This is a genomic window from Phenylobacterium ferrooxidans (assembly GCF_042714595.1).
GTDB classification, from domain to species: Bacteria; Pseudomonadota; Alphaproteobacteria; order Caulobacterales; family Caulobacteraceae; genus Phenylobacterium; species Phenylobacterium ferrooxidans.
This window is the reverse complement of sequence record NZ_JAOTJD010000032.1, coordinates 33,941-57,510: the sequence shown is the minus strand read 5'-3', so window position 1 is coordinate 57,510 and position 23,570 is coordinate 33,941. Positions and strand designations below refer to the sequence as shown.

At 67.7% G+C, this 23,570-nt stretch carries 19 protein-coding genes; 11 read left to right on the top strand and 8 right to left on the bottom strand.

The annotated features are described in order from the left end of the window. Positions 1-232: 232 nt before the first annotated feature. On the top strand, positions 233-1,480 hold the full coding sequence (locus OCL97_RS15900; protein WP_377370859.1) for an MFS transporter: 1,248 nt from the start codon (positions 233-235) through the stop codon (positions 1,478-1,480). A gap of 288 nt (positions 1,481-1,768) precedes the next feature. Next, positions 1,769-2,827: a hypothetical protein gene (locus OCL97_RS15895; RefSeq protein WP_377370858.1), complete on the top strand. Its 1,059-nt coding sequence runs from the start codon at positions 1,769-1,771 to the stop codon at positions 2,825-2,827. 472 nt (positions 2,828-3,299) lie between these two features. On the opposite strand, the gene OCL97_RS15890 is transcribed toward OCL97_RS15895, so the two are convergent. Both OCL97_RS15890 and OCL97_RS15885 read right to left on the bottom strand, forming a co-directional pair. Then, entirely contained in the window at positions 3,300-4,643 is a 1,344-nt protein-coding gene (locus tag OCL97_RS15890) for a cytochrome P450 (protein ID WP_377370857.1), read from the bottom strand. A 75-nt stretch (positions 4,644-4,718) separates the two neighbouring features. Further along, positions 4,719-5,171, bottom strand: a complete 453-nt coding sequence (locus tag OCL97_RS15885; RefSeq protein ID WP_377370855.1) for an Lrp/AsnC family transcriptional regulator — start codon at positions 5,169-5,171, stop codon at positions 4,719-4,721. A gap of 93 nt (positions 5,172-5,264) precedes the next feature. Between OCL97_RS15885 and OCL97_RS15880 the strand changes: the two genes are divergently transcribed. Both OCL97_RS15880 and ygiD read left to right on the top strand, forming a co-directional pair. Further along, positions 5,265-6,377, top strand: coding sequence for a saccharopine dehydrogenase family protein (locus OCL97_RS15880; protein ID WP_377370854.1), 1,113 nt, complete (start codon positions 5,265-5,267; stop codon positions 6,375-6,377). A gap of 113 nt (positions 6,378-6,490) precedes the next feature. Further along, positions 6,491-7,264: a 4,5-DOPA-extradiol-dioxygenase gene (gene ygiD, locus OCL97_RS15875; RefSeq protein ID WP_377370853.1), complete on the top strand. Its 774-nt coding sequence runs from the start codon at positions 6,491-6,493 to the stop codon at positions 7,262-7,264. A gap of 3 nt (positions 7,265-7,267) precedes the next feature. On the opposite strand, the gene ettA is transcribed toward ygiD, so the two are convergent. Further along, on the bottom strand, positions 7,268-8,935 hold the full coding sequence (gene ettA / locus OCL97_RS15870) for an energy-dependent translational throttle protein EttA (protein WP_304778960.1): 1,668 nt from the start codon (positions 8,933-8,935) through the stop codon (positions 7,268-7,270). 297 nt (positions 8,936-9,232) lie between these two features. Here ettA and OCL97_RS15865 point away from each other — a divergent pair, with 297 nt between their 5' ends. After that, a complete protein-coding gene (locus OCL97_RS15865; protein WP_304778962.1) occupies positions 9,233-9,415 on the top strand; it encodes a CsbD family protein in 183 nt (60 codons plus the stop codon). Positions 9,416-9,513: 98 nt separating this feature from the next. Then, positions 9,514-10,152 (top strand): amidase family protein, encoded by a 639-nt coding sequence (locus tag OCL97_RS15860; protein ID WP_377370852.1) that lies wholly within the window; start codon positions 9,514-9,516, stop codon positions 10,150-10,152. Here the strand turns inward: OCL97_RS15860 and OCL97_RS15855 are convergent. Continuing rightward, complete coding sequence (locus tag OCL97_RS15855; RefSeq protein WP_377370851.1) at positions 10,146-11,621, bottom strand: right-handed parallel beta-helix repeat-containing protein; 1,476 nt, start codon at positions 11,619-11,621, stop codon at positions 10,146-10,148. The genes OCL97_RS15860 and OCL97_RS15855 overlap by 7 nt on opposite strands. Beyond that, positions 11,618-13,084 carry a tetratricopeptide repeat protein gene (locus tag OCL97_RS15850; protein WP_377370850.1) on the bottom strand — a complete coding sequence of 489 codons (1,467 nt, stop codon included), beginning with the start codon at positions 13,082-13,084 and terminating at the stop codon, positions 11,618-11,620. Before OCL97_RS15850 ends, OCL97_RS15855 begins: the two co-directional genes overlap by 4 nt. A 298-nt stretch (positions 13,085-13,382) precedes the next feature. Here OCL97_RS15850 and OCL97_RS15845 point away from each other — a divergent pair, with 298 nt between their 5' ends. Then, the gene (locus OCL97_RS15845; RefSeq protein ID WP_377370849.1) at positions 13,383-15,062 is read left to right on the top strand and encodes a vWA domain-containing protein; all 1,680 of its coding nucleotides are present in this window, start codon (positions 13,383-13,385) and stop codon (positions 15,060-15,062) included. Positions 15,063-15,163: 101 nt separating this feature from the next. Further along, positions 15,164-16,384, top strand: a complete 1,221-nt coding sequence (locus OCL97_RS15840; protein WP_377370848.1) for a glycosyltransferase — start codon at positions 15,164-15,166, stop codon at positions 16,382-16,384. Here the strand turns inward: OCL97_RS15840 and OCL97_RS15835 are convergent. Together OCL97_RS15835 and OCL97_RS15830 are read right to left on the bottom strand one after the other, a co-directional pair. Next, entirely contained in the window at positions 16,381-17,607 is a 1,227-nt protein-coding gene (locus OCL97_RS15835; protein WP_377370847.1) for an acyl-CoA dehydrogenase family protein, read from the bottom strand. The genes OCL97_RS15840 and OCL97_RS15835 overlap by 4 nt on opposite strands. A 13-nt stretch (positions 17,608-17,620) precedes the next feature. Continuing rightward, positions 17,621-18,742 (bottom strand): acyl-CoA dehydrogenase family protein, encoded by a 1,122-nt coding sequence (locus tag OCL97_RS15830; protein ID WP_377370846.1) that lies wholly within the window; start codon positions 18,740-18,742, stop codon positions 17,621-17,623. Positions 18,743-18,885: 143 nt separating this feature from the next. On the opposite strand from OCL97_RS15830, the gene OCL97_RS15825 reads away from it, so the two are divergent. Beyond that, a complete protein-coding gene (locus tag OCL97_RS15825; RefSeq protein WP_304778981.1) occupies positions 18,886-19,461 on the top strand; it encodes a hypothetical protein in 576 nt (191 codons plus the stop codon). Between the two features lie 4 nt (positions 19,462-19,465). Here the strand turns inward: OCL97_RS15825 and OCL97_RS15820 are convergent, their stop codons facing one another. Further along, entirely contained in the window at positions 19,466-20,113 is a 648-nt protein-coding gene (locus tag OCL97_RS15820; RefSeq protein ID WP_304778983.1) for an OmpW/AlkL family protein, read from the bottom strand. A 195-nt stretch (positions 20,114-20,308) separates the two neighbouring features. On the opposite strand from OCL97_RS15820, the gene pepN reads away from it, so the two are divergent. Both pepN and OCL97_RS15810 read left to right on the top strand, forming a co-directional pair. After that, positions 20,309-22,927: an aminopeptidase N gene (pepN, locus tag OCL97_RS15815; RefSeq protein WP_377370845.1), complete on the top strand. Its 2,619-nt coding sequence runs from the start codon at positions 20,309-20,311 to the stop codon at positions 22,925-22,927. A 109-nt stretch (positions 22,928-23,036) separates the two neighbouring features. Further along, positions 23,037-23,555: a response regulator gene (locus tag OCL97_RS15810; protein ID WP_304778989.1), complete on the top strand. Its 519-nt coding sequence runs from the start codon at positions 23,037-23,039 to the stop codon at positions 23,553-23,555. The last annotated feature ends 15 nt before the right edge of the window (positions 23,556-23,570 follow it).

Genomic DNA, 23,570 nt, shown 5'->3' with positions numbered 1-23,570 from the left:
GAGCTTGAGGCTCGCCCCCTCCACCACGCCTGCGGCGCGGTCCCCCTCCCCCGTTTCGCTCCGCTTCAAAGGGGAGGAAACGCCACAAGCTTGACCTCACGCCCCCGCCCGGCCAACCTGCCGCAAGGCAAGCGTCCGAGGCGGCTTACAAATATCGCGCTCGCCCCCAGCGCCCGCACCACGCCGCGGGTTCGCGGCCCCGCGCGGCCGAGCCACCTCGACGGACTTCCCAATGCCCCCACCTGTCGCCCTGACGCGCGACCGCGATTTCATGAAACTGTGGGCCGCCCAGGCGGTCTCCACCTTCGGCGCCCGCATCACCCGCGAAGGCCTGCCGATGACGGCGGTCCTGACCCTGGGCGCCAGCCCCGCCACGCTCGGCGTGCTGGCCGCGCTGTCCTATGGCCCGGCCTTCTTCGTGGGGCTGTTCGGCGGCGGCTTTGTCGATCGCCGCCACCGCCGCCCGGTGCTGATCGCCACCGACCTGATCCGCGCCGCCGCGCTCATCACCGTGCCCATCGCCGCCTGGATGGGCTGGCTCTCCCTGTGGCAGGTGTTCGCCGCCGCCGCCCTGGTGGGCGCCGCCAGCGTGCTGTTCGACATGGCCGACCACGCCTATCTGCCGGCCCTGATCGGAACCGAGCGGCTAGTGGACGGCAATTCCAAGCTCTCGGCCACGGAGTCGGTGGCCGAGCTGGGGGGACCCGCCCTGGCGGGCCTGCTCTTCCAACTGCTCACCGCCCCCTTCGCCATCGCGGTCAATGCGGTGACCTATCTGGTCTCGGCCGTCTTCCTCGCCGGCATCCGGAAGGTCGAGCCCGAGCCTGCGCCCGTCGCGCCCCAGCACTGGGTCGCCGACCTGACCCAGGGCTTCCGCGTCACCTGGGCCGAGCCCCGCGTCCGGCCCCTGCTGGTGATGACCGCCTGCAACGGCCTGTTCGGCGGCGGCTTCGCGGCGCTCTACGTGCTGTTTGCTCTGCGCACCCTCGAGCTGACGCCCGTCATGCTGGGGATCACCGTGGCCTTTGGCGGCCTCGGCGCCCTGATCGGCGCGGGGCTGGCGGCCCCGGTGGCCAGGCGCCTGGGGGCGGGCCCGGCCATCCTGATCATGGCCCTGGCCTCGGCCGCCAGCGCCCTGCTGATCCCCCTGTCGCCCGCCGCCCCGATCCTCGGCATGGCCATACTGATCGTCTCCCAGCTCCTGGGTGACTCCACCTCCGTCATCCACGAAGTCCTCGCGGCGTCTCTGCGCCAGACGGTCCTGCCCCAGGAAACCCTGGGCCGCGCGGCCGGCGCCTTCAAGGCCGCCGGCGGCGGGACCATGCTGGTGGGCGCCCTGGCCCTCGGCGCGCTCGGCAGCCTCATCGGCGTCCGCGAGACCCTGTTCATCGCCGCCGCCGGCCTGGCGGTGGGACCTCTCGTCGCTCTGACCTCACCCGCCCTGCGCCGCGTGAAGGTGATCGAGCTGGACGCCGACTGACCACCGTCCCCTCCTCTCCCCGTTCAGGGATTACGGTGACAGTGCATTAATTAGCATGCAGCTCGTCGCGAGCCGCGCTCAGAATTACGGTGACGGTACACTCAATCCCTGCCTTCGCAGGTAAGCCGAGGTCGCTGAATTTGGTGCACTGTCACCGTAATTCCTGAACCGTTGAGTTGCTGAATTCCGCCTGTGAGGTTTAACTCCGAGGAGGCGTGATAAGCTCAACCGCCGGCTAAATCGGTGGGGGATGTCATGCGACGGGCGATGTGGGCAGGCGCCATACTAATGGCGGTCTTGTTTGGGGGCGCCGCAGCCGCGCAGGGCTTGCCGCCCGAACCCGGGTCGACGCCCGAGTATCAGGAAGGTGACAGCAAGCTTGTAGGGGCCGCGCTCGTGTCGGGGGGGCCAACCGACCCGTTCATGGTTTCCTGCCTGCAGGGCAATCGGGCCGCCTGCGAGCAAAGCCGGAAAACCGGCGCGAAGGCAGACGAGTGGCGCCAAACCGCAGCCAGGACGTACCGCGAAGGGGTCGATCTGCTTCAAAAGGCCTGCGCAAAGAACGATGCCGATGGCTGCTCAACGCTTGCCCGTCATCAGAACATCGTGCCCTACCTTCCCGCACCCGTCGCGGCGACGCGTCGGAACTACGCCATCAAGGCCGCATCGCTATTTCAGGCGCGATGCAGCCCGGACCGTGAAATTGGCTATGGCTGCATCAACTATTCGGTGTTCCTGAAGCTCCTGCGGGATGTCGAGGCCAAGTTCGCGGCGGGAAATCGGATCCCGGACGCCAACCAGATCTTCCTCCAGGGCGGCCGCATATTGGCCAAGCGCTGCACGGCGCTGGCCACCCCCGCCCAGCTTGAGCAATCAACCCAGGCCTGCCACGACGCGGAGAACCTTCTTGCAAACCTGGACCAAGGCGCCGTGGTCGCGGTCCAGGAAACCCTTTGCTCGCGCGGATATCGGCCCGCGTGCGAGAAGCTCGGAAAACAACCGCCCGCGGTCGTCACGGCTGAGGCCGCGCAAAAGGCCCAGTGCGAGGGTGGCGACGCGAAGGCCTGCACATTGATGGCATACAGGGCCTATAGCGGGCCTCAAGGCCCAGGCGCGCTGGCCGAGGCGAAGCGTTATGCGTCGAAGGCCTGCGACCTAAACTTCAGTCTGGGCTGCGTCACGCTTGGGAGCGTATTGATCAAACAGTCGGCCCCAAATTACCCAGCTGCGGCGGATGCCTTTGGCAAGGCCTGCAAGCTTGGTCCCGCCCAAGTCTCCAAGGATGCCTGCAGCAACGAAAAGAAGCTCCGGGAAGCGTTGGCCAAGCCGACCCAGGTCAAGCAATGACCGGCTCGGAAGGGCGCCCCAGCTTTAGGCGAGGGAAGTCGTGCGCGCGTCCGATCACGTGAGATCGGAATTACGGTGACGGTGCACTCAATCCCTGCCTTCGCAGGTAAGGCGAGGTCGCTGAATTTGTGCACTGTCACCGTAATTTCAGGCTGTCACGACGCGGAACACACCTCGTCCGGGTCTTTCCCGTCGCCGGCGACGTGCCGCTCATCTCGCCCGGCTACCCGGATGCAGATCTTCCCAACGGAAACAATGAGCCCATGTCGGACCTAACGCGGCTTAGCCTTGCGAAATTAGGCCACGCCATGAAATTGGCGAGCCCTCTGGTCCCGCCCCCTGTTCGTGTGGTTCGTGTGGTTCGTGGTTCCAAGTCTTGCGGCCGCGACGCCCGCGCGGCGCAGGAAGACCTCCGCTGCGCGGAGGCCCCCTCACCCATCCTCACCCCTGCCGCGGGCGAGGAGAAGAGCCCCTACCCCTCCGGCGTGAACTCCACCGGCATGGACCGGATCGCATAGACGAAGTTGTTCGGCGCCACGTCCATCGGCCCCGACTGATGGATGTCCGGGAAGCGGCCCAGCATCTGGCGGTAGACCGCCTCCAGCTGCAGCTGGGCGACGCGCTTGCCGATGCAGGTGTGGGGGCCGTAGCCGAAGGCGATGTGCTTGTCGGCGTTGGCCCGGGTCACGTCCAGGCGGTCGGGGTCGGCGAACACCGCGGCGTCGCGGTTGGCCGAGCCGTAGTACATGATCACCTTCTCGCCCTCGGCGATCTGCTGGCCGGCCACCTCCACGTCGCGGGTGGCGGTGCGGCGCATATAGATCACCGGGCTGATCATGCGGATGAACTCGTTCACGGCGTTCGGCATCAGCTCGGGCTTGGCGATCAGCTTGGCCTTCTCGTCGGGGAAGTCGCTGAGCAGCTGCATCGAGCCTGAGATGGTGTTGCGGGTGGTGTCGTTGCCGGCGAACACGATCAGCAGCCACGAGCCGTCGAGGTACTCGTCGGCCAGCAGGTCGCCGTCCACCTGGGCCTTGGCGATGGCGCTCATCAGGTCGGCCTGCGGGTCCAGGCGGCGCTTGTGCAGCATGTGCCGGCCGTAGTCGAACATCTCCTGGATGGCGTTCTTGAAGGCGTCGAGGAAGGCCTGCATCTCCGGCGGCACCTCGGCCGCGGCCGCCTCCAGACCGCCGCCACCGCCGGCGCGCTCGGCGGCGAAGGAGTTGGCCAGCTCCAGATAATGCATCCAGGTCAGGAACTTGGGCCGGTCTTCTAAGGGCACGCCGAGGATTTCACACAGGGTGAACAGCGGCAGGTGGGCCGAGACGGCCTGCACCAGGTCGACCCGGCCCTGCTTGGCCATGGCGTCCAGCAGGCGGGTCACCTCGCCCTCCACCCGGTCGTTCAGCCCGCGCAGATAGGCGGGCGTGAAATAGGGCATGTGCTCGCGGCGCAGCTGCATGTGCATGGGCGCGTCCATGTTGATCATGGTGTCCAGGCTGGCGCGGGCCAGCTGCATGTCGGAGCGCTGGTGGCTCATCAGGATGCCGCCGCGCTGCGAGGAGAAGGTCTCGTAGTCGGCGTTCACCCGCATGACGTCCTCATGCCGGGTCAGGGCCCAGAAGCCCGGCCGGTCCTCGGGCTCGTCCATCCAGGCGATGGGGGAGGCCTTGCGCATCTGGGCGAAGGCGCCCATCGGCGGCCCCTTGGTGAAGGCCTCCGGGTTCCACAGCTCGACGGGGCTGGCCGGATAGACCGGCTTGTGCGCGGGGCCCTTGGCGCCGCCGACTTCCACGGTGTCACTGATCAGAAGCATGGCGGTGTCTCCGGTTGTTTTGCGGGGAATCTCCTACGCCGCGTGACCCTACGCAACGCAAACGGCGCCCTTACGTCACCTGCGAATTCGCGTCGACAGGATGATCGACGAGGTCGTGCGCTCCACCCCGTCGATCAGGCCGATGTCGTCCAGCACCTGGTCCAGCTCCCCGATGGAGGCGGCGGCCACCTGGACGATCATGTCGAACGGGCCCGACACCGAGTGCAGGGCCTCCACCTGCGGCATGGTGCGCAGACTGGCCTCTATATGTCGGGCCGCCTTGGGCGCCGCCGTCACCAGGACATGTCCGCGTACGATCCTGGATTCCAAGGGTTTTCCCAGACGGATGGTGAACCCTGCGATGACCTCGGCGGTCACAAGTCGGTCAATGCGGGTCTGCACCGTCGTACGCGACACGCCGAGCCGTTTGGCGAGCGTCGAGGTGGGCAGACGGGAGTCGGTCTCCAACAGCCTGACCAGGGCCAGGTCCCGGGCGTCCAGCTTCATATCGTCGGCCGTACTGGTCATATTGCTTATCCGGCTGCGCATATCCGACACTCTGCCTGTTCAGATCGCCCCCAAACCGCCCCATCGTCAAGCTCCAACCCGGGGAGCGACAGCATGCGCAGGATCGTGGTCATCGGCGGCGGCAAGATCGGCGGCGTCATCGCCCAGATGCTGGCCGAGTGCGGCGACTACGCCGTGACCCTGATCGACCGGTCACCGGCCGCGCTAGAGGCCGTTGTCTTCCATCCGCGGCTGTCACCATGTGTGCTGGACGTCGCCGACGCAGGCGCCCTGGACGCCGCCCTGGCCGGCGCCTTCGCCGTCCTCTCCGCCGCCCCCTTCCACCTGACGGGCCTGGTCGCCGAGGCCGCCGCCCGGGTCGGCTGCCACTACCTCGACCTCACCGAGGACGTCGCCACCACCCGCCGGGTCAAGGCCCTGGCCGCAAAGGCGAAGGGCGCCTTCATCCCCCAGTGCGGCCTGGCTCCCGGCTTCATCTCCATCGCCGGGGCGGACCTGGCGCGGAGCTTCGACCGGATCGACGAGTTGCGCCTGCGGGTCGGCGCCCTGCCCCGCTACCCCTCCAACAGCCTGGGCTACAATCTCACCTGGTCCACCGAGGGGGTGATCAATGAGTACTGCGAACCCTGCGAAGCCTTGGTGGAGGGCGAGCTGCGGGAGGTCCCGGCCCTCGAAGGCCTGGAAACCTTCAGCCTCGACGGCGTCACCTACGAGGCCTTCAACACCTCCGGCGGCCTGGGATCCCTGGCCGAGGTTCTGGCCGGTAAGGCCAGGAATCTGAACTACAAATCGGTCCGCTATCCGGGCCACTGCGCCCTGATGCGGACCCTGCTGAACGACCTCGACCTGCGGCATCGCCGCGACCTCCTGAAGGACGTCCTGGAGGGCGCGGTTCCCGGCACCGAACAGGACGTGGTGGTGTTCTTCGTCACCGCCTCGGGCTGGCGGGACGGCCGGCTGATGCAGGAGAGCTATGCCGGCAAGGTCATGGGCGAACATCACGGCGCGGGCTTCTGGAGCGCCATCCAGGTCACCACGGCGGCGGCCATCTGCACGGTCCTCGACCTGCTCGCCGCTGGCCGCTTGCCCAGCCAGGGCTATGTCCGCCAGGAGGAGATCGCGCTCGCCGACGTCCTCGCCAACCGCTTCGGCAAGGCCTACCGGCAGCCGGGCGACCTCACGACCCCGATCGCCAAGGTCGCCTGAAGAGCCCGCCAGCCGTCCCTGCCCCCGTCCGCGCCCTGGCCGTTGCACTCCGGGCGACGCAGCGTTCCAGGCCCCGCTCTTGGCGTGACCCTCGCTGTAGCCATATGGAGGACATGAACAACACCTCCCGCATGCCCGTGGTCTTCGTCGGTCACGGCACACCGATGAACGCCCTCGGCGGCCCCAACGCCGAGGCCTGGGGCGGCGTCGCCGCCGGTCTGCCTCGTCCCAAGGCGATCCTGGCGATTTCCGCCCACTGGGGTCTGAGCGAGACGGCGGTGACCGCCATGTCCGCGCCCAAGACCATCCACGACTTCGGCGGCTTCCCGCAGGCCCTGTTCGACATGCGATATCCCGCGCCGGGCGACACCGCCCTGGCCGCCCGCGCCGCCGATCTGCTGGCGCCCCTGGCTGTGCGCGCCGACCAGGACTGGGGCCTCGACCACGGGGCATGGTCGGTGCTGGCCCACATGTACCCAGACGCCGACGTCCCCGTCGTGCAACTGGCCATGGACCTCAGCCAGCCCATGTCGGCCCTCTACGATATCGGCAGACGCCTGGCGCCCCTGCGCGATGAAGGTGTGCTGATCCTGGGGTCTGGCGACGTGGTCCATAACCTGCGCGCCGCCGTTCGCGCGGAGAACGCCGCGCCGCTGGCCTGGGCCCAGCGTTTCCACGACGCAGTGCGCGGACGGCTCTCGGCCTGGGACCACGCCGCCCTGATAGACCCCAGAGGCCTCGGCCCGGAGGCCGAGATGGCCGTCGACGAGCACTACCTGCCGCTGCTCTACGTCCTGGGGGCGAGTGAGCCGGGCGAGCCGGTCACCCTCTTCAACGACCACATCGACCTGGGCGCGATCAGCATGCTGGGCGTGAAGATCGGCTGATCCCTACCGCGCGAACTTCTGGAACTTGAGCCGGTGGGGGATGAGGCTGTCGGCGCCCAGGCGGCGCTTCTTGTCCTCTTCATAGGCCTCGAAGTTGCCCTCGAACCATTCCACGTGGCTGTCGCCCTCGAAGGCCAGGATGTGGGTGGCCAGACGGTCCAGGAACCAGCGATCGTGGGAGATGATCACGGCGCAGCCGGCGAACTCTTCCAGCGCCTCTTCCAGGTTCTGCAGGGTCTCGATGTCCAGGTCGTTGGTGGGCTCATCGAGTAGGATCAGGTTTCCGCCGGTGGTCAGGGTCTTGGCCAGGTGAACGCGGTTGCGCTCCCCGCCCGAGAGCTGCCCGACCTTCTTCTGCTGGTCGCCGCCGCGGAAATTGAACGAGCCGACATAGGAACGAGTGTTGATCTCCCGCTTGCCCACGGCCAGCACGTCGAGGCCGCCGGAGATCTCCTGCCAGACGGTCTTGGTGGGATCCAGCGCGTCGCGGCTCTGGTCCACATAGGCCAGCTTCACGGTCTCGCCGACCCGGAAGGTCCCGGCGTCCGGGGTTTCCTGGCCGGTGATCAGCTTGAACAGGGTCGACTTGCCGGCCCCGTTCGGCCCAATCACGCCAACGATGCCGTTGGGCGGCAGCTTGAAGGTCAGGTCCTTGAACAGCACCTTGTCGCCATAGGCCTTCTCGAGGTTCTCGACCTCGAGGACCACATTGCCCAGGCGCGGGCCGGGCGGGATCTGGATCGTGGCGGTGGTCTGGGCCAGACGCGAGGTCTCCTGCTCGCGGACCATCTCGTCATAGGCCGCCAGGCGGGCCTTGGACTTGGCCTGGCGGGCCTTGGCGCCCGAGCGCACCCATTCCAGTTCGCGGGTCATGGCGCGCTGGCGAGCCTCGGATTCCGACTGCTCCTGGACGATCCGCTTGGTCTTCTGCTCCAGCCAGCCGGAATAGTTGCCCTCGTAGGGTAGGCCCTTGCCGCGGTCGAGTTCCAGGGTCCACTTGGTCACCTGGTCGAGGAAATAGCGGTCGTGGGTCACCAGGATGACGCAGCCCGGGAAGGCTTCCAGGTGGTGCTGCAGCCAGGCCACGGACTCGGCGTCGAGGTGGTTAGTGGGCTCGTCCAGCAGCAGCATGTCCGGCTTGGACAGCAGCAGGCGGGCCAGGGCGATGCGGCGCTTCTCACCGCCCGACAGGTTGTCCACCGACCAGTCGTTGGGCGGGCAGCGGAGGGCGTCGGCGGCCATCTCGATCTTGGAATCGATGTCCCAGATGTCGGCGGCGTCGATCTTCTCCTGGAGGGCGGTCATCTCCTCCATGAGTTCGTCGGTGTAGTCCTCGCCCAGCTTGGCGGCGACCTCGTTGTAGCGATCGAAGATCTTCTTCTCTTCGCACCACGAGATGATGTTGCCCCAGACGTTGAGCTGCTCGTCGAGGTGGGGCTCCTGCTCCAGGTAGCCCATCTTGACGCCGTCGGCGGCCTTGGCCTCGCCGTTGAACTCCTTGTCCACCCCGGCGATGATCTTCAGCAGGGTGGACTTGCCCGAGCCGTTGACCCCGACCACGCCGATCTTGGCGTCGGAATAGAACGACAGCCAGATGTTCTCGAACACCTTCTTGCCGCCGGGGAAGGCCTTGGTCAGGCCCTGCATCTGATAAATGTACTGCTGCGCCATGGGGCGTCCGCGCTCGCTCTTCGAAAGAGGGGAATTCGGGTGCGGAGATAGCGGTCGGGGGCGTCTTGCGCAATGTCGGCGCGGTGGAACCCGAGAAACGGCGAGCGACGATCCCTCAGGACCAGCGTTGCAGTAGGCGACATCGGCGTCTCTCATCTTGCTTCCGCCGCTAGAAGCGGCCGGAAGACCGAGGGCCGCGCGCACCTTGCGGCGCTGACGGGAACAACTTCCCGCGCCCATGCGTAGAGAGGGCGACGGGCGTTCCCCCGCCCCGCCGCAATCAGTCAGGAGATCGCCATGCACAAGGACATCGCCAAGGGCGCCGCCAAGGACGCCTCCGGTTCCATCAAACAAGCCGCCGGCAAGCTGACCGGCAACGAACGCTTGGAGGCCGAGGGCGCCGGCGAACGCGCCGCCGGCAAGATTCAAAAGGGCGTCGGTAACCTCAAGGACGCCGCCCGCGACGTCTTGAAGAAGTAGGCCGACAACCCAATTTAAAGACAGGTTTCGCTCCCCCTCCCCCCAGGATCGGCGGAACCGCAGGCAGGGCCGCGTTCGATGAGAGCGCGGCCCTCGTCGTGTCTGGTCAACCGCCAACCGGCGCGGTGCTGGTGGAGGTCACGCCCCCCGACGGCAAGGTGATCGACGACTTGGAGGACCTGGTGCTGAGGGTTGAGTTCAAGGCGGGCGTGAACGCCTACCTCGCCTCCACCGCGCCTGCCCAGGTCAAGACCCGCACCCTGGCCGAGTTGATCGCCTTCAATGCCGCCGAGCCCCGTGAAACCGCACTGTTCGGCCAGGAAATCTTTCTGGAAGCCCAGGCGTCGCCCGGCCTGAACGACCCGACCTATCTGAAGGCCAAGGCCGACGCCAAGCGGCTGGCGGGTCCCCAGGGCATCGACAAGCTGCTGAGCGACGCCAAGGTCGAGGTGCTGGTGGCGGAGAGCGGCGGACCCGCCTCGGTGGTGGACCGTATCAACGGGGGCCGGTGGCTGGGCTCACCCTCCACCCTGCCGGCCGTAGCGGGCTATCCGCACCTCACCGTGCCCATGGGCTTTGTGGAGGGCCTTCCGGTGGGGCTCTCCTTCATCGGAACCGCCTGGTCAGAGGCCCGGCTGCTCTCCCTAGGCTACGCCTTTGAACAGGCGACCAAGGCACGGCGCGCGCCGACCTTCCCAGCCACGGTCAACGGCTCGCCAGCCTTCGATATTCAGTAGCCTGGCCCGCCCATCAGCGGCGGCGCGTTCGAATAGCCCGAGGGATAGGCCGCCGGCGGCGGCGGCGGGCGGCCGAACCTGGACTTGCGCGACGGGATCGGCGGCCGGGCGGTTGGGGCGCCATCGCGGGCGTAGCCGCGTTCGTAGCCGTCGACCTCCCAGCCATAGCGGCCCGACGCGTCGAAGCCGCTTTCGTCGGTGATCGCCCTGGGCGCCTCGGTCATCGGCCGGCAATAGGCCCCGGGGGGCATGCGGTAGTCGCAACCCTGCGGGGAATAGACATAGTTAGGCTCGGTGATCGGCTCAACGCCGCGCTCATAGTTCACACCGGCGCCGATGAAGCGATTGCCCGCGACCTCGGGGCGGCCGCCGGCGAAGTAGGCTCCGTACTCATCGGCGGCGATGGCGTTCTGGCGCACGCGCACCTTGCCGTAGTCCGACAGCACGCCGCGGCGTACGCGAATGATGCGGTTGCGGGTCAGCTCCACCTCGGCGCCCCGGTCGACATAGACCCCCGTGATCCAGTTGCGGATGACGCTGTTGGCGATCAGCAGGCTGCCGGCGCCGCTGCGCTGGTCACGCACCGTGATGGCCGTCGAACCCGGCAGGCCGGGTCCCGGAGAAGTCACCCCCACCTGCACCAGCCGGCTCTGGCCAGGGGCGGGCGTGATGTCCAGGCCACGCACGTCGGCGCTGATTTTGGACTGCAGAATGTCCACCGCCGCGCCGTCGGCCAGGATGGCGGCGTCATTGGTGCGCGCCTCGACGACGCTGTTGCGCATGATCAGACTGCCGCCCTGGACGAAGATCGCCGAGGCGTCGCCCTGGTAGCGGACCGACGAGCGGATCAGGGCCACATCTGCGTCCTGCGCCTCGATACAGGCGCTGCGGCCGCCCTGGTTGGCCTCGATCACCAGGTCGCGGATCTCCACGCCCTTCACTCCGGGCGCGATCCGGATGCAGGGGGCCCCATCGGGCGGGCTCAGCTTGGCGACGCCGGAGCCGACATTGCCGAAGGCGGGCGGCCCCTCGCCGGCGATGATCACCGGGTGATCGATCTCTAGGGTCTCGCGGCAAACCCCGCCGCGCGAGCGGATGTAGAGCACGCCGTTGTCGGCGAGGTTGTAGATGGCGTCGGCCAGCTGCGAGCCGCCGCCGCTGCCGTCGGCGCAGTCGACGGTGATGGAGTCCAGGTAGAGCGGTCGGCGGACACCGCCGGAGCCAGGATAGCCGCCACCCTGGCCGTAGCCACCCTGGCCGTAGCCGCCATGGCCGCGCCGGGGCTTCCAGGCGCTGGGGCGATAGGTGTGGCGCAGCGGCGGCGCCAGCAGGATGCCGAAGTTCGGCCGGATCTGCTGGTCGATCTTGGCGTCAGGAAGGGCCTGGGCCTCGCCGGCCACACCCAGGCACAGGACGCAGGCTGCGGCGGCGCCAAGGCCCGCCAGGCGGCGAAGGGCGATTGCGATCACCGGTAGGTTCCTTCTGTGGGACGGCGCGGCGTGCGCGCCACCTGGGCCAGCACTTCGCGCAGGCGCTGGGCCGACGGCTTGAAGCCCGCAAGGGCGCCATCGATCTGGTAGGAGACGGCTGCGGCCTTGTCCTGGTCGGCCACGCCGGAGACACCAAGCGAGAAATAGGTCGACATGGCGTACTTGGCCTCGGCGCTACCCTGCCGGTCAGCCTCCGCGAACCAGTGGAAGGCGCGCGCATAGTCCCGCGCCACACCCACGCCCTCGGCGTACATGACGGCCAGGGCCAGCTGTGACCGCGACGATCCGTTCACCGCCGCGTACTGGATGGCGCGCACCTTTTCCTGAGGGGTGAACACCCCGGTGGTGGGACGTCCCAGCATGGCCTGGAAGGTCTGGACATCGCCCGGCGAGATCTGGCTCAGAGACCCGACCGGTTGCGGGATCACCCGCAGATAGGCCAGGGCCGCGCCGACGTGCTGGAAGGGCAGCTCATCGATACGAGCCAAGGCCACGCCCTCGGCCTCGGCCAGGGTGGCCGCCTCGTCGGAATGGGGCACGCCGCTGTCAGGCGCCTGGGGCGGATAGAACTCATAGGGGGGCACCCAGCGCCGCGCCTTGGCCTCGGCGTCGGATCCCAGGGAGGCCCGCTCGGCCGAAGACCTCTCGAAGTCCTTCAGCATCACATAGCCCGCGACGTCGCCGTCCTGGGCGGCGAGATAGTTGTACAGATAGACGTCGACGTCGTTGCGGGTGAACAGGGTCGCAGCGGCCGGCGGCTTGACCTGGTTCAGGTCGCGGGCGTCCACCGGCGAGCCATCAGACGGATCGCCGAACGGACCAAACGCGGCGTCGTGCAGGCGCGCCAGGGTACGGAAGCCCGCGGCGCCCTGGCTGGAAAGCACATAGATCACTCGGTCACGCACCTGCTGGCGCTCGTCGGAACTCATGCGGTCGAGCATGCGGTCGAGGGCCAGATAGGCGCCCCGGCGTTCCGCCGCGCGGCAGTCGTTGAGCTTGTTGCCCGCGCCGCCACGGCTGCCCTTCTTGGGATCGACGCCGGCGACGATCGGCGCATAGCCGTCGGGGTTGGACAGCGCCATCTCGTACCAGACGGCGGACTCCACTGGATCGGCCAGGTTCTTCTCCTGGGCGTCGCGGCCTGAATAGCGCCGGGCCAGGTCGATCTGCGCGAAGAAATCCCCCTGGAACCCCTGACGCCGGAGGGCGCGGATCTCCTGTTCCTGGGCGTTGAATTGCGGCTGCACGCCGATACCCGCCTGGGGGCGCGGGCAGGCTGGCCCGCCCACGGCGTGGCCGCCGCTTCGGCCGCCGCCGCCGTCAGGACTGTCCTTGGGCTGGCAGCCGCCGCTGAGCGGGATGATGGCGGCCAGGACCGCCAAGGTCAGGCCCACGCGGGCGACGCGACGCATGCCGAGGGCTGCTTCATGGAAAATGGCCATGCGCTCCCCCTTAAGCGTTAACCATAGTTGAACTGTCCACTAGCGTCTTGCCCCCGCCCCCTGTCAAGCTTGGGACGGTGACGTTTCAAACTGTTAAGACTCGCCTGAATGGCGAGTGAACAACGCTGCCTCCGCCAGGCCGTCAGTTCGTCGCGTTTTCGCCGCAGATGGCGCGCCAAGCTGCACCTTGAGGGACTTATTCGGAGCGCTGAGAACGATGGCCGCTTTACGGAACTTAAGTCGCGTCTCGCTTTGCTTGCTTACAGTTGTGGCGTCCGGCGCGGCGCCCGCCGCTCCGATGGCGGCCCCGGCGATTCGAGACGGGACCGCCACCCCCGCCGCCTGCGAGGCCCTGGGCTTCCCCAAGGCCGATGATCGGCGTGATTTTTACAGTCGACGCGGCCGCATTGGCGGCGGCGTGATGTACGCGCCCTCGATGGCCATGGCGCCGCCCCCGCCCACGCCCTATCCGGCCGCCAGGGCCGCTCCTATGCAGGAGATGTTGCCCGCCGGCGCCTATCGGCCCGGCCCCATGCCTGGCGAGGTCAATACCGAACGCTACCCCAACGCCCAGGCCAACCCGATCAAGCAGACGGCCCAGGAGCCGGTCTCTACCTTCTCTGTGGATGTGGACACCGCCGCCTACGCCAATGTCCGTCGGTTCCTCAATGACGGCCAGAGCCCGCCCCGCGACGCGGTGCGGGTCGAGGAACTGATCAACTATTTCGACTATGGCTACGCACAGCCCACCGACGCCCAGGTCCCCTTCAAACCCTTCGTCGCGGTGACCCCCTCCCCCTGGTCGACCGACCGCCAGATCGTCCACATCGGCCTGCAGGGCTACGACATCCCTCGCGCCCAGGAGCCGCCGCTCAACCTGGTGTTCCTGATCGACACGTCCGGCTCGATGTCGGCCGAGAACAAGCTGCCCCTGGCGCGGAAGGCCCTGAACCTGCTGGTGGACCAGCTCCGCCCCCAGGACCGGGTCTCCATGGTGGCCTATGCCGGCTCGGCGGGGGCTGTGCTGGCCCCGACGAGCGGGCGGGAAAAGCTGAAGATGCGCTGCGCGCTCGGCGCCCTGGAATCCGGGGGTTCCACCGCCGGCGGCCAGGGCCTGGCCCTGGCCTATGACCTGGCGGTGCAGAACTTCGACGCCAAGGCGGTCAACCGGGTGATCCTGATGACCGACGGCGATTTCAATGTCGGCGTCGCCGACCCCGCCAAGCTTACGGACTTCGTAGCCGCCAAGCGCAAGACCGGCGTCTACCTCTCGGTCTACGGCCTGGGCGAGGGCAATTACAACGACACCCTGATGCAGGCCCTGGCTCAGAACGGCAACGGGACCGCCGGCTACATCGACACCCTGAACGAGGCGCGCAAGAGTTTCCGCGACGACTTCTCCGGCTCGCTGTTCCCCATCGCCGACGACGTGAAGATCCAGGTGGAGTTCAACCCCAGGGCGGCCAGCGAGTACCGGCTGATCGGCTACGAGACCCGGCTGTTGAACCGCGAGGACTTCAACAATGACCGAGTGGACGCCGGCGAGGTGGGCTCCGGCACGTCGGTCACCGCGCTCTATGAGGTGACGCCGGCCGGGGCCCGGCCTTCCAGCGACCCCCTTCGCTACGGCGCCCCGGCGCCTCGCGCCGCGTCCGGTGGCGAGATCGCCTTCCTGAAAGTCCGCTACAAGCTGCCGGGCGGTCAGACCTCCAAGCTGATCGAACGCCCGATCGGCGCCGGCGACACCTATGCTCGGGTTCTCGACGCGCCCGAGGCGACCCGCTGGGCGCTCGCCGTCGCCGGGTTTGGCCAGAAGCTGCGCGGCGACCCCTGGCTGTCGCCCGACTTCGGCTGGAAGGCGGTGGGCGACCTGGCCCAGACCGCCCGCGGGTCCGACCCCTACGGCCTGAGAGCGGAGTTCGTGCAATTGGCGCGCGCCGCCGGGGAGACAAAAACCGTCAACGAATCGGGAAACTAAGACGGCCGCACTGAGTTCGTCCTTCCACACGGGCGCGGCCGCAACAAACGGTCGCGCCGTTCGTTGCCTGAGGAGGACCACCTCAAGACAAGGGCGCTCGCTTGTACGACGTCACCGCTCCAGACCAGGACAACCTGATCCGCCTGGACCCTTCCGAGGCGCCCTATTTCGGCGCTCCTGGCCGGGTGGGCTTCCACCTGATCGACACCACCATGATGTACGCGCCGCGCTCCGGCGGGGTGAAGCGGTACCTGGGCGCCAAGCAGGCATGGCTGGCCAAACGCCGTCCCGACATTCGCCACACCCTGGTGACGCCGGGCGCAACGACAGGATTGGCCGAACCCGGCGTGGTCACCGTGGCCGCCGCGCGCCTTCCCTTCGGCGACGGCTATCGCATGCCGGCCAGCACGGCGAAGTGGGAGACGGTGCTGCGGATGCTGGCGCCCGATATCATCGAAGCCGGCGACATCTTTGTGCCCGGTCATGCGGCCCTCGACGCTGGCGAGGCGCTGGGCGTCCCGGTCGTGGGCTTCTGCCACACAGACGCCGCGGCGCTCGCCGCCCTGCACTTTGGTGAATGGGCCCAAGCCCCGGCGATGAAGCGCTGGGCCGACATCTATCATCGCTTCGACCGCGTGGTGGCCCCCAGCCGCCACATGGCCCTCCGTCTAGCCGAGGCCGGCGTGGAAAAGGTGAGCGTCCAGATGCTTGGCGTGGACACAGAGCTCTTCCACCCTCGGAGAGCCGATCCCGGCGGCCTGCGCCAACGCCTGGGCCTGCCCTGGGACGCCCGCATCCTGGTCTTCGCTGGCCGCCCGGCGCGGGAGAAGAACATCGAGTCCATCGTCTGCGCCGTCGAGCGCCTGGGCGAGCCCTACCACTTGGTCCTCGTGGGCGCGGGCAAGGATGTGCGCATCTCGCCCCGGGTCATCAGCCTGGACTACGAGTCCGACCCGGTCGCCCTGGCCAGCCTAATCGCCAGTTGCGACGCCTGCGTCCACGCCAACGAGAACGAGCCCTTCGGCCTGGTGATCCTGGAGGCCTTGGCCGCCGGCCTGCCGGTGGTGGGCCCGTCGCGCGGCGGTGTCTCCGAGCTGATCGACAACGAGGTCGGCCAGCTCGCCCACGACGTCGATCCAGGCGGCCTCGCCGACGCCATCGAAGCCCTGTTCGCCCGCGACCTGGGCGCGCTGTCGGCCGCCGCCCGCGCCCGCGCCGAGCTGCGCCATAGTTGGGAGCGGACCTTCGAAGGCCTCACCCGGCTCTATGGGGAGCTGGTGATGAACTCCGCGGCGCCGCAACCCCTCGCCTGGCGCGCCTAACGGCCGGTGGGCATGTCCTTGAAGGGCACGTCCTTGTCGACCCGGATGTCGCCCGGCAGGCCCAGCACCCGCTCGGCGATGATGTTGCGCAGGATCTCGTCGGTGCCGCCCGCGATGCGAAGGCCCGGCCCGAACATCAGCGAGAAGTGGAAGGCGCCGTTCAGCGAGGCCAGTTCCGGATCGTCAATGATGCCGTACTGATCCAGCATCTCGATGGCTGTATTGCCGAGTTCCTGCATCTGAACCGCCGAGATGATCTTGCCGATCGAACTCTCCGGCCCTGGCGTCTGCCCCCGCGACAGCGCCGTCATCGTGCGGTTGCGGGTGTGTTTCAGGCCCTCGGCCTGGACGTACCAGTCCGCCAGCTTCTCCCGCAGCGCCCCGTCCTGCAGGGCCGAGCCGCCATCAAGGCCGGGCGTATTGCGCGCCGCCTCCATGAATTGTTGCCACCCGGCTCCGGTCTGACCGCCCACCGCCAGCCGCTCGTTCATCAGGGTCACCAGGCTGACCTTCCAGCCCTCGTCGACAGCCCCCAGCCTTTGGCTGTCCTTGACCCGGACGTCGGTGAAGAACACCTCGTTGAATCCCGACCCGCCCGACATCTGGTGGATGGGCTTCACCTCGACGCCGGGGTCCTTCATGTCGATCCAGAACATGGTCAGGCCCTTGTGCTTGGGCTTGTCCGGGCTGGTCCGGGTGATGACGATCCCGAAGTCCGAGAACTGGGCGCCGGTCGTCCACACCTTCTGGCCCGAGATGATCCAGTCGCCGGAGCCGTCCGGGGCGCGTTCAGCCTTGGTCCGCGAGGCGGCGACGTCCGAGCCGCCGGAGGGTTCCGAGAACAGCTGGCTCCAGATCTCCTCGCCGCGCAGGGCGGGGCCGACAAAGCGCTTCTTGGTCTCCTCGTCGGCGAAAGTCATCACCGTGGGAACGCACATCCCCAGGCCGATCTGGAACGGATTGCCGGGGATCGGGTACCGGGCCTCCTCCTGGCTGAAGATTACGTTCTGCACCGGGGTTCCGCCCTGCCCGCCCCACTCCTTGGGCCAGGTGATGCAGGCGTAGCCGGCTTCGGCCTTCTTGGCCTGCCAGGCCTTAGAGGCGGCAAGGCCGTCGCCACCCTCAGGGTCACCGGCGATGCGGGTCTTGGGGGCGTTGGCGTCGAGCCAATCGCGGACCTGCTGGCGATAGGCCGCTTCGTCGGGGCTGTCGTTGAAATCCATGATCCGAGGTCCCTTAGGCGGCCGCCGCGTTGCGGCGTTCGAGGTGGCTGACGAGGCGTTCTTTCCAGACTCGGGGCGCCCCGGCCACCAGGCTGAGCTGCCGCGAACGGCGGTAGAAGAGGTGACAGTCCATCTCCCAGGTGAAGCCGATGCCGCCGTGGGTCTGGATATTTTCCTTCGAGGCGAACCAGTAGGCGTCTGACGCCGCGATGCGGGCGGCGCTGGCCGCCACCGGTAGCTCGGGCGCATTGGTGTTGAGCGCCCAGGCCCCGTAGTAAGCGTTGGATCGCGCCAGCTCGTTCTTGACGTACATGTCGGCCAGCTTGTGCTTGATGGCCTGGTACGAGGCGATGACCCGACCGAAGGCGTAGCGCTCGAGCGCATATTCCTTGGCCATCTCCAGACAGCGGTCCGATCCGCCGCATTGCTCGAAGGCGATGAGGACCGCGGCCCGGTCGAAGATCTGCTCCACCAGCTCCATGCCGGCGCCCACGGCGCCCACGCGGCGAGCCGGGACGTCCTTGAAGGTCAGCTTGGCGGCGTCGCGGGTGGGATCGAGCGTCTTCACCGCCTCGCGCGTGACACCCTCGCCGGTCAGCTCCACCAGGAACAGGCCAGGCTTGCCGCCCTCCTTCGCCAGGACGAGCGCCACGTCGGCGATGCCGCCATCGGTGACCGGGATCTTCACCCCGGTGAGCTTGCCCTCAGTGACGGTCGACTGAAGCGTGGCCGCCGTCGTCGCGCCGGGGCCTTCCGAGGTCGCGATGGCCCCGATGATCTCGCCGGCGGCGATCCTGGGCAGCAGGTCGGCCTTCTGCTCCTGGCTGCCGGCCAGCATCACGGCCTCGGCCAGGAAGTAGACGGTGGAGGCGAACGGGATCGGCGCGACCGCACGTCCCAGCTCCTCGGCGATCACGCAGAGTTCCAGGTGACCAAGACCCAGGCCGCCGAATTCCTCGGGGATCGCCGCCCCCAGCCAGCCCTGGGCGGCCACCGATCTCCAGAGGGCCGCGTCATAGCCTGCGGCGCTGTCTTCCAGGACGCCCCGGGCGCGGCTGGTGGGGCAGTTGGCCTCCAGGAACTTGCGCGCCTCGGCCTTCAGGAATTTTTGGTCGTCCGAAAAATCGAAATTCATGCTCGCCCATCCGCCGATTTCGGCCGGTTGAAGTTTCCTCGCGCGTCAACATACGCGCCTCGCGGGCCGTGGAAAGATTGACCTTGCGTCAAGGATTTCAGGGTCTTATGCGGACCCTGTGGGTGAGCTCGAAGGGCGTGCGGATGGCCAAGGCGATATTCCAGAAGAACCAGCGCGTCTGGGTCGAGAGCGTTGGCGCCTGGGCGGTCATCGAGAAGTTGGTGCCGGTCTGGGCGCGCGGCTTCGACGAGCCCGTGCGGGTCACCTACGACGTCGGCCTGGGCCGCGACTTCCAGGCCCACGAGCTGAAGCCCGAGCAGGAGCCCGACGACACATTGGCCGAGGACGGCGCCAACTGGCGGCTGCTGCGTGCCCGCAACAAGTGGCAGACGCCGGAAAACTGCCGCCACCACCCCTATCCCGGCAGCTACCCGGTGGTGGTCACCGACGCCAATGATTGGGGCGGCTGGCGCACACCGGGCGCCGAGTACGACCGCGATCCTCACAAGATCGAGTTCCAGGCCCGGCTGATCGCCTCGTCAACCCGCCTGCTGTTCGTCGCCCGGGGCCTGATGGCGGTGATCGAGGAGACTCCTGGCGCGCCCCCCGAGTTGCAGCGCCTGGCCGAGCAGGCGATGAAGATCGACCAGTACCTCAAGGAGGTCCCGGCCAGCGTGGATGAGCCGATAGCTGAATCGGCTCCCCACGCCGCCGAGTAGCGGGCTAGAACTTGTAGCCGAAGCCCACCGAGAGCACCCAGGGGTCAAGCTTCACCTTGGACTTCAGCGCGCCGCCGTTGATCTTGGCGTCGGTCTCGAAGAACACCTTCTTGACGTCGACGTTGGCGCTCCACGGTCCCTTGACGGCGACATCGACGCCGGCCTGCAGGGCGTAGCCGAAGCCGTCGTCCAGCTTCACCTTGAAGCCGTTCTGATCCTTGCCGCTGTGGAACAGCATGTAGTTCACGCCGGCGCCCACATAGGGGCTGACCTTGGCGGTCGGTGCGAAATGATACTGCAGCGAGACCACCGGCGGCAGGACCCAGGTCTTGTGCACGGTGACGTCGGTTCCCGGCCCCTGCGCCTTGATGGTGTGCTGGCTGGTGGTGGCGATCACCTCGACCGCGACGTGGTCGGTGAGGAAGTAGGACAGGCCCAGCGACGGCTTGTAGTCGTCCTTGACATCGACGTGCAGGCCGGTGGGCGCGCCGGCGGCGGTGGTGATGGCGTCGTCGGCCGTCGGCGAGATCGCCGTGGCGCGGACGTTCAGCATCAGGAGACCCTTTTCCTTGACCTGGAAGTCCTGGGCCTGGGCGGTTCCGGCCAGGGCGAGCGCCGCGCCAAGGGCCAGGGCGTAGGTGGTGACTTTCATCTTCTTTTTCCCCTCAAGGCACGGAGGGAGCGCCGTGCTGGCGGGGACATCGCGCCATCTCGCAAGCTCAGCTTTGACAAAACTCAAACAACCGTTTGAAGCCTGTTGCGCGTGGCGCAGGCGACACGGCGGTCGGCGCGACTTTCGCAGCCGCGGCGCTCGCCCTGGCGACCGGGATGGCCTAAATCCTTGGGGATGCGCACAGAGACTCCCCAGCCCATCCGGCTCACCGACTACCGCCCGCCCGCTTTCCGGATCGACACGACCGAATTGGTCTTCGACCTGGCGCCCAACGCCACCCGGGTGAAGGCGCGCCTGTCGATCACCCGCAACGGCGAGCACACCGAGCCCCTGGTGCTGAATGGCGAACGGCTCAGGCCGATCTCGGTGGCCGTGGACGGCAAGGTGCTGGACGAGAGTGAGCGCACCATCGACGCCGAATACCTGACCGTGCCCAATGTCCCCGACAGCTTCGTGCTGGAAACCGAGGTCGAGATCGACCCGGAGGCCAACAAGGCCCTCGACGGGCTCTACATGTCCGGCGGCCGCTTCTGCACCCAGTGCGAGGCCGAGGGCTTCCGCAAGATCACCTGGTTCGCCGACCGCCCCGACGTACTGTCGCGCTTCACCGTGCGGGTCGAGGCCGACAAGGCTTTCCACCGCCTGCTCTCCAACGGCAACCTGATGGAATCCGGCGTCATGCCCGGCGGCCGTCACTACGCTGTCTGGAACGACCCCTTCCCCAAGCCCGCCTATCTGTTCGCCCTGGTGGCCGGCGAGTTGGACGAACTGGCCGACAAGCTGGTGACCATGAGCGGCCGCGCCGTCGACCTGAAGATCTATGTGGACCCCGGCATGTCCGACCGGGCCGCCTACGCCATGGACGCGCTGAAGCGCTCGATGAAGTGGGACGAGGAGGTGTTCGGCCGCGAATACGACCTGGACCTGTTTATGATCGTCGCCGTGCGCGACTTCAACTTCGGGGCCATGGAGAACAAGGGGCTGAACATCTTCAACTCCTCCCTGCTGCTGGCCGACCCGGCGACCGCCACGGACCTCGACTATGAGCGCATCGAAAGCGTCGTGGCCCACGAGTACTTCCACAACTGGACTGGCGACCGCATCACCTGCCGCGACTGGTTCCAGCTGTGCCTGAAGGAGGGCTTGACCGTCTTCCGCGACCAGAGCTTCTCGGCCGACATGCGCGGCGAGGCGGTCCAGCGCATCAAGGACGTGAAGACCCTGCGCGCCCGGCAGTTCTCCGAGGACCAGGGGCCCCTGGCGCACCCGGTGCGCCCCGGCAGCTATCTGAAGATCGACAACTTCTACACCGCGACCATCTACGAGAAGGGCGCCGAAGTGATCCGGATGCTCAAGACCCTGATCGGGGATGAGAAATTCCGAGAAGGGATGGATCTCTATTTCGACCGATGGGACGGCCATGCCACCACGGTGGAGGAGTTCATCCGCTGCTTCGCCGACGTCACCGGTGAGGATCTGACCGAGTTCTTCGCTTGGTACGAGCAGGCCGGCACGCCGAACCTCAGCTTGAAGCACAGCTATGACGCCGACGCCCGCACCCTGAAAATCGACCTGACCCAGGCCACCGCGCCGACGCCTGGCCAACCCACCAAGCGCCCCCTGCCGCTACCGGTGCGCATCGGCCTTCTGGACGGCGAGGGCCGCACCCAGGCCTTCCTGCGCGACGGGACAGCCCTGGACGAGACCGTGGTGGTGCTGAACGGCGCCTCCACCAGCGTCACCTTCACCGGCGTCGAGTCCGCGCCCGTGGTCTCGGCCCTGCGCGGCTTCTCGGCGCCCGTGACTCTGGAAACCGACGCCCAGCCCAAGGACCGCTACGTCCAACTCGCCGGTGACCCGGACCTGTTCAACCGGTGGGAGGCCGGTCAGGATCTGGCCCGCGCCCTAATCTCAAGCCGCGCCGCCGGCAGGCCCGACGAGGTGGGCGAAGAACGCTATGCCGAGGCCCTGGGCCGCGGCCTAGCCGACCAGGCCGCCGATCCGGCGTTCAAGGCGCTGCTGCTCGCCCTGCCTTCCGAGGCTGACCTGGCCATGGCCATGAAGCCCGCCGACCCCGCCGCCATTCATGAGGCGCGCGAGGCCCTGCGCACACGCCTGGCCCTGCACCTGGAAGACGACCTGAAGCGCCTGCACATCGGCCTGCAGGAGCTCGGCGAGTTCTCACCCGACGCCGCGAGCGCAGGGCGCCGCGCCCTGCGCAACGCCGCACTGGACCTGCTTGCCGCAAACCCCCGAGCCGAGATCGCCACCCTGGCTGACGGCCACTATCGGGCGGCGATCAACATGACCGACGCCATGGGCGGCCTGAACGCCCTCATGCTGTTGGGCGGCGAAGCCTTCGATGCGGCCCTGGCGGACTTCTACGAACGCTGGAAGAGCGAGCCCCTGGTCATCGACAAGTGGTTCTCTCTGCAGGGCCGCGACCCCTCTGATGGGGCTCTTGGTCGGGTCATGGGTCTCACCGCCCACCCCGCCTTCGACCAGAAGAACCCCAATCGCCTGCGGGCCCTGGTCTCCGGCTTCGCCACAGGCAATCCGGCCCGCTTCCACGACCCCAGCGGGGCCGGCTACCGCTTCCTGGCCGACATCATCCTGGTGGTGGACGGGTTCAATCCCATGACCGCCGCGCGGTTCGTCGAGCGGCTGGGCGGCTGGCGTCGCTATGTCCCCGAACTGGGGGCATTGATGAGGGCGGAGCTCCAGCGTATCGCCGCCACCGAAGGCCTATCCAAGAACGTCTATGAGCTGGCGACCAAGGCCCTCGCGGACTAGGCCCGGTATCGGAGATTGCCGCCGACCCGAATCTTGTTGAAAATCAGCCGGGTGGACGATGCTGGCGCAGACTGGCGCCCACGGGCCTGACCTAGGGAAACAGCCGTACATGTCCGTCTCGCTTAGCCGCATCAATTTCATGGTGGTGGACGACAACATTCACGCCATCGACTTGGTCAAGACGATGCTGCGCGGGTTCGGGGTGGATTCCGTCGTGGAAGCCAAGACCATCACCGAAGCCAAGGCCAAGATCAAAGCCAGCACCCTGCCGGGCGCGGCGATGATCGACATCATCATCCTCGACTACATGATGGGCGAGGAAGAAGGGGTCACCCTGGCCCGGTGGTTGCGCCACGAAGACACCAGCCCTACGCCCTATGTGCCGATCATCATGCTGACCGGCCACGCTGACCGCCAGCGGGTCTACGCCGCCCGCGACTCCGGGGTGAACGAGTTTTGCGTGAAGCCCTTCACCCCCGCGGACCTGATGAAGCGGATCATGTCGGTGATCGATCATCCGCGCGCCTATGTGCGGTCAAGCTCCGGCTATTTCGGCCCCGACCGGCGGCGGGTGGACGACCCGAAGTACAAGGGTCCGGAGCGCCGCAAGGACCGCAGGCGCAAATAGCGACCGCCGACAGCG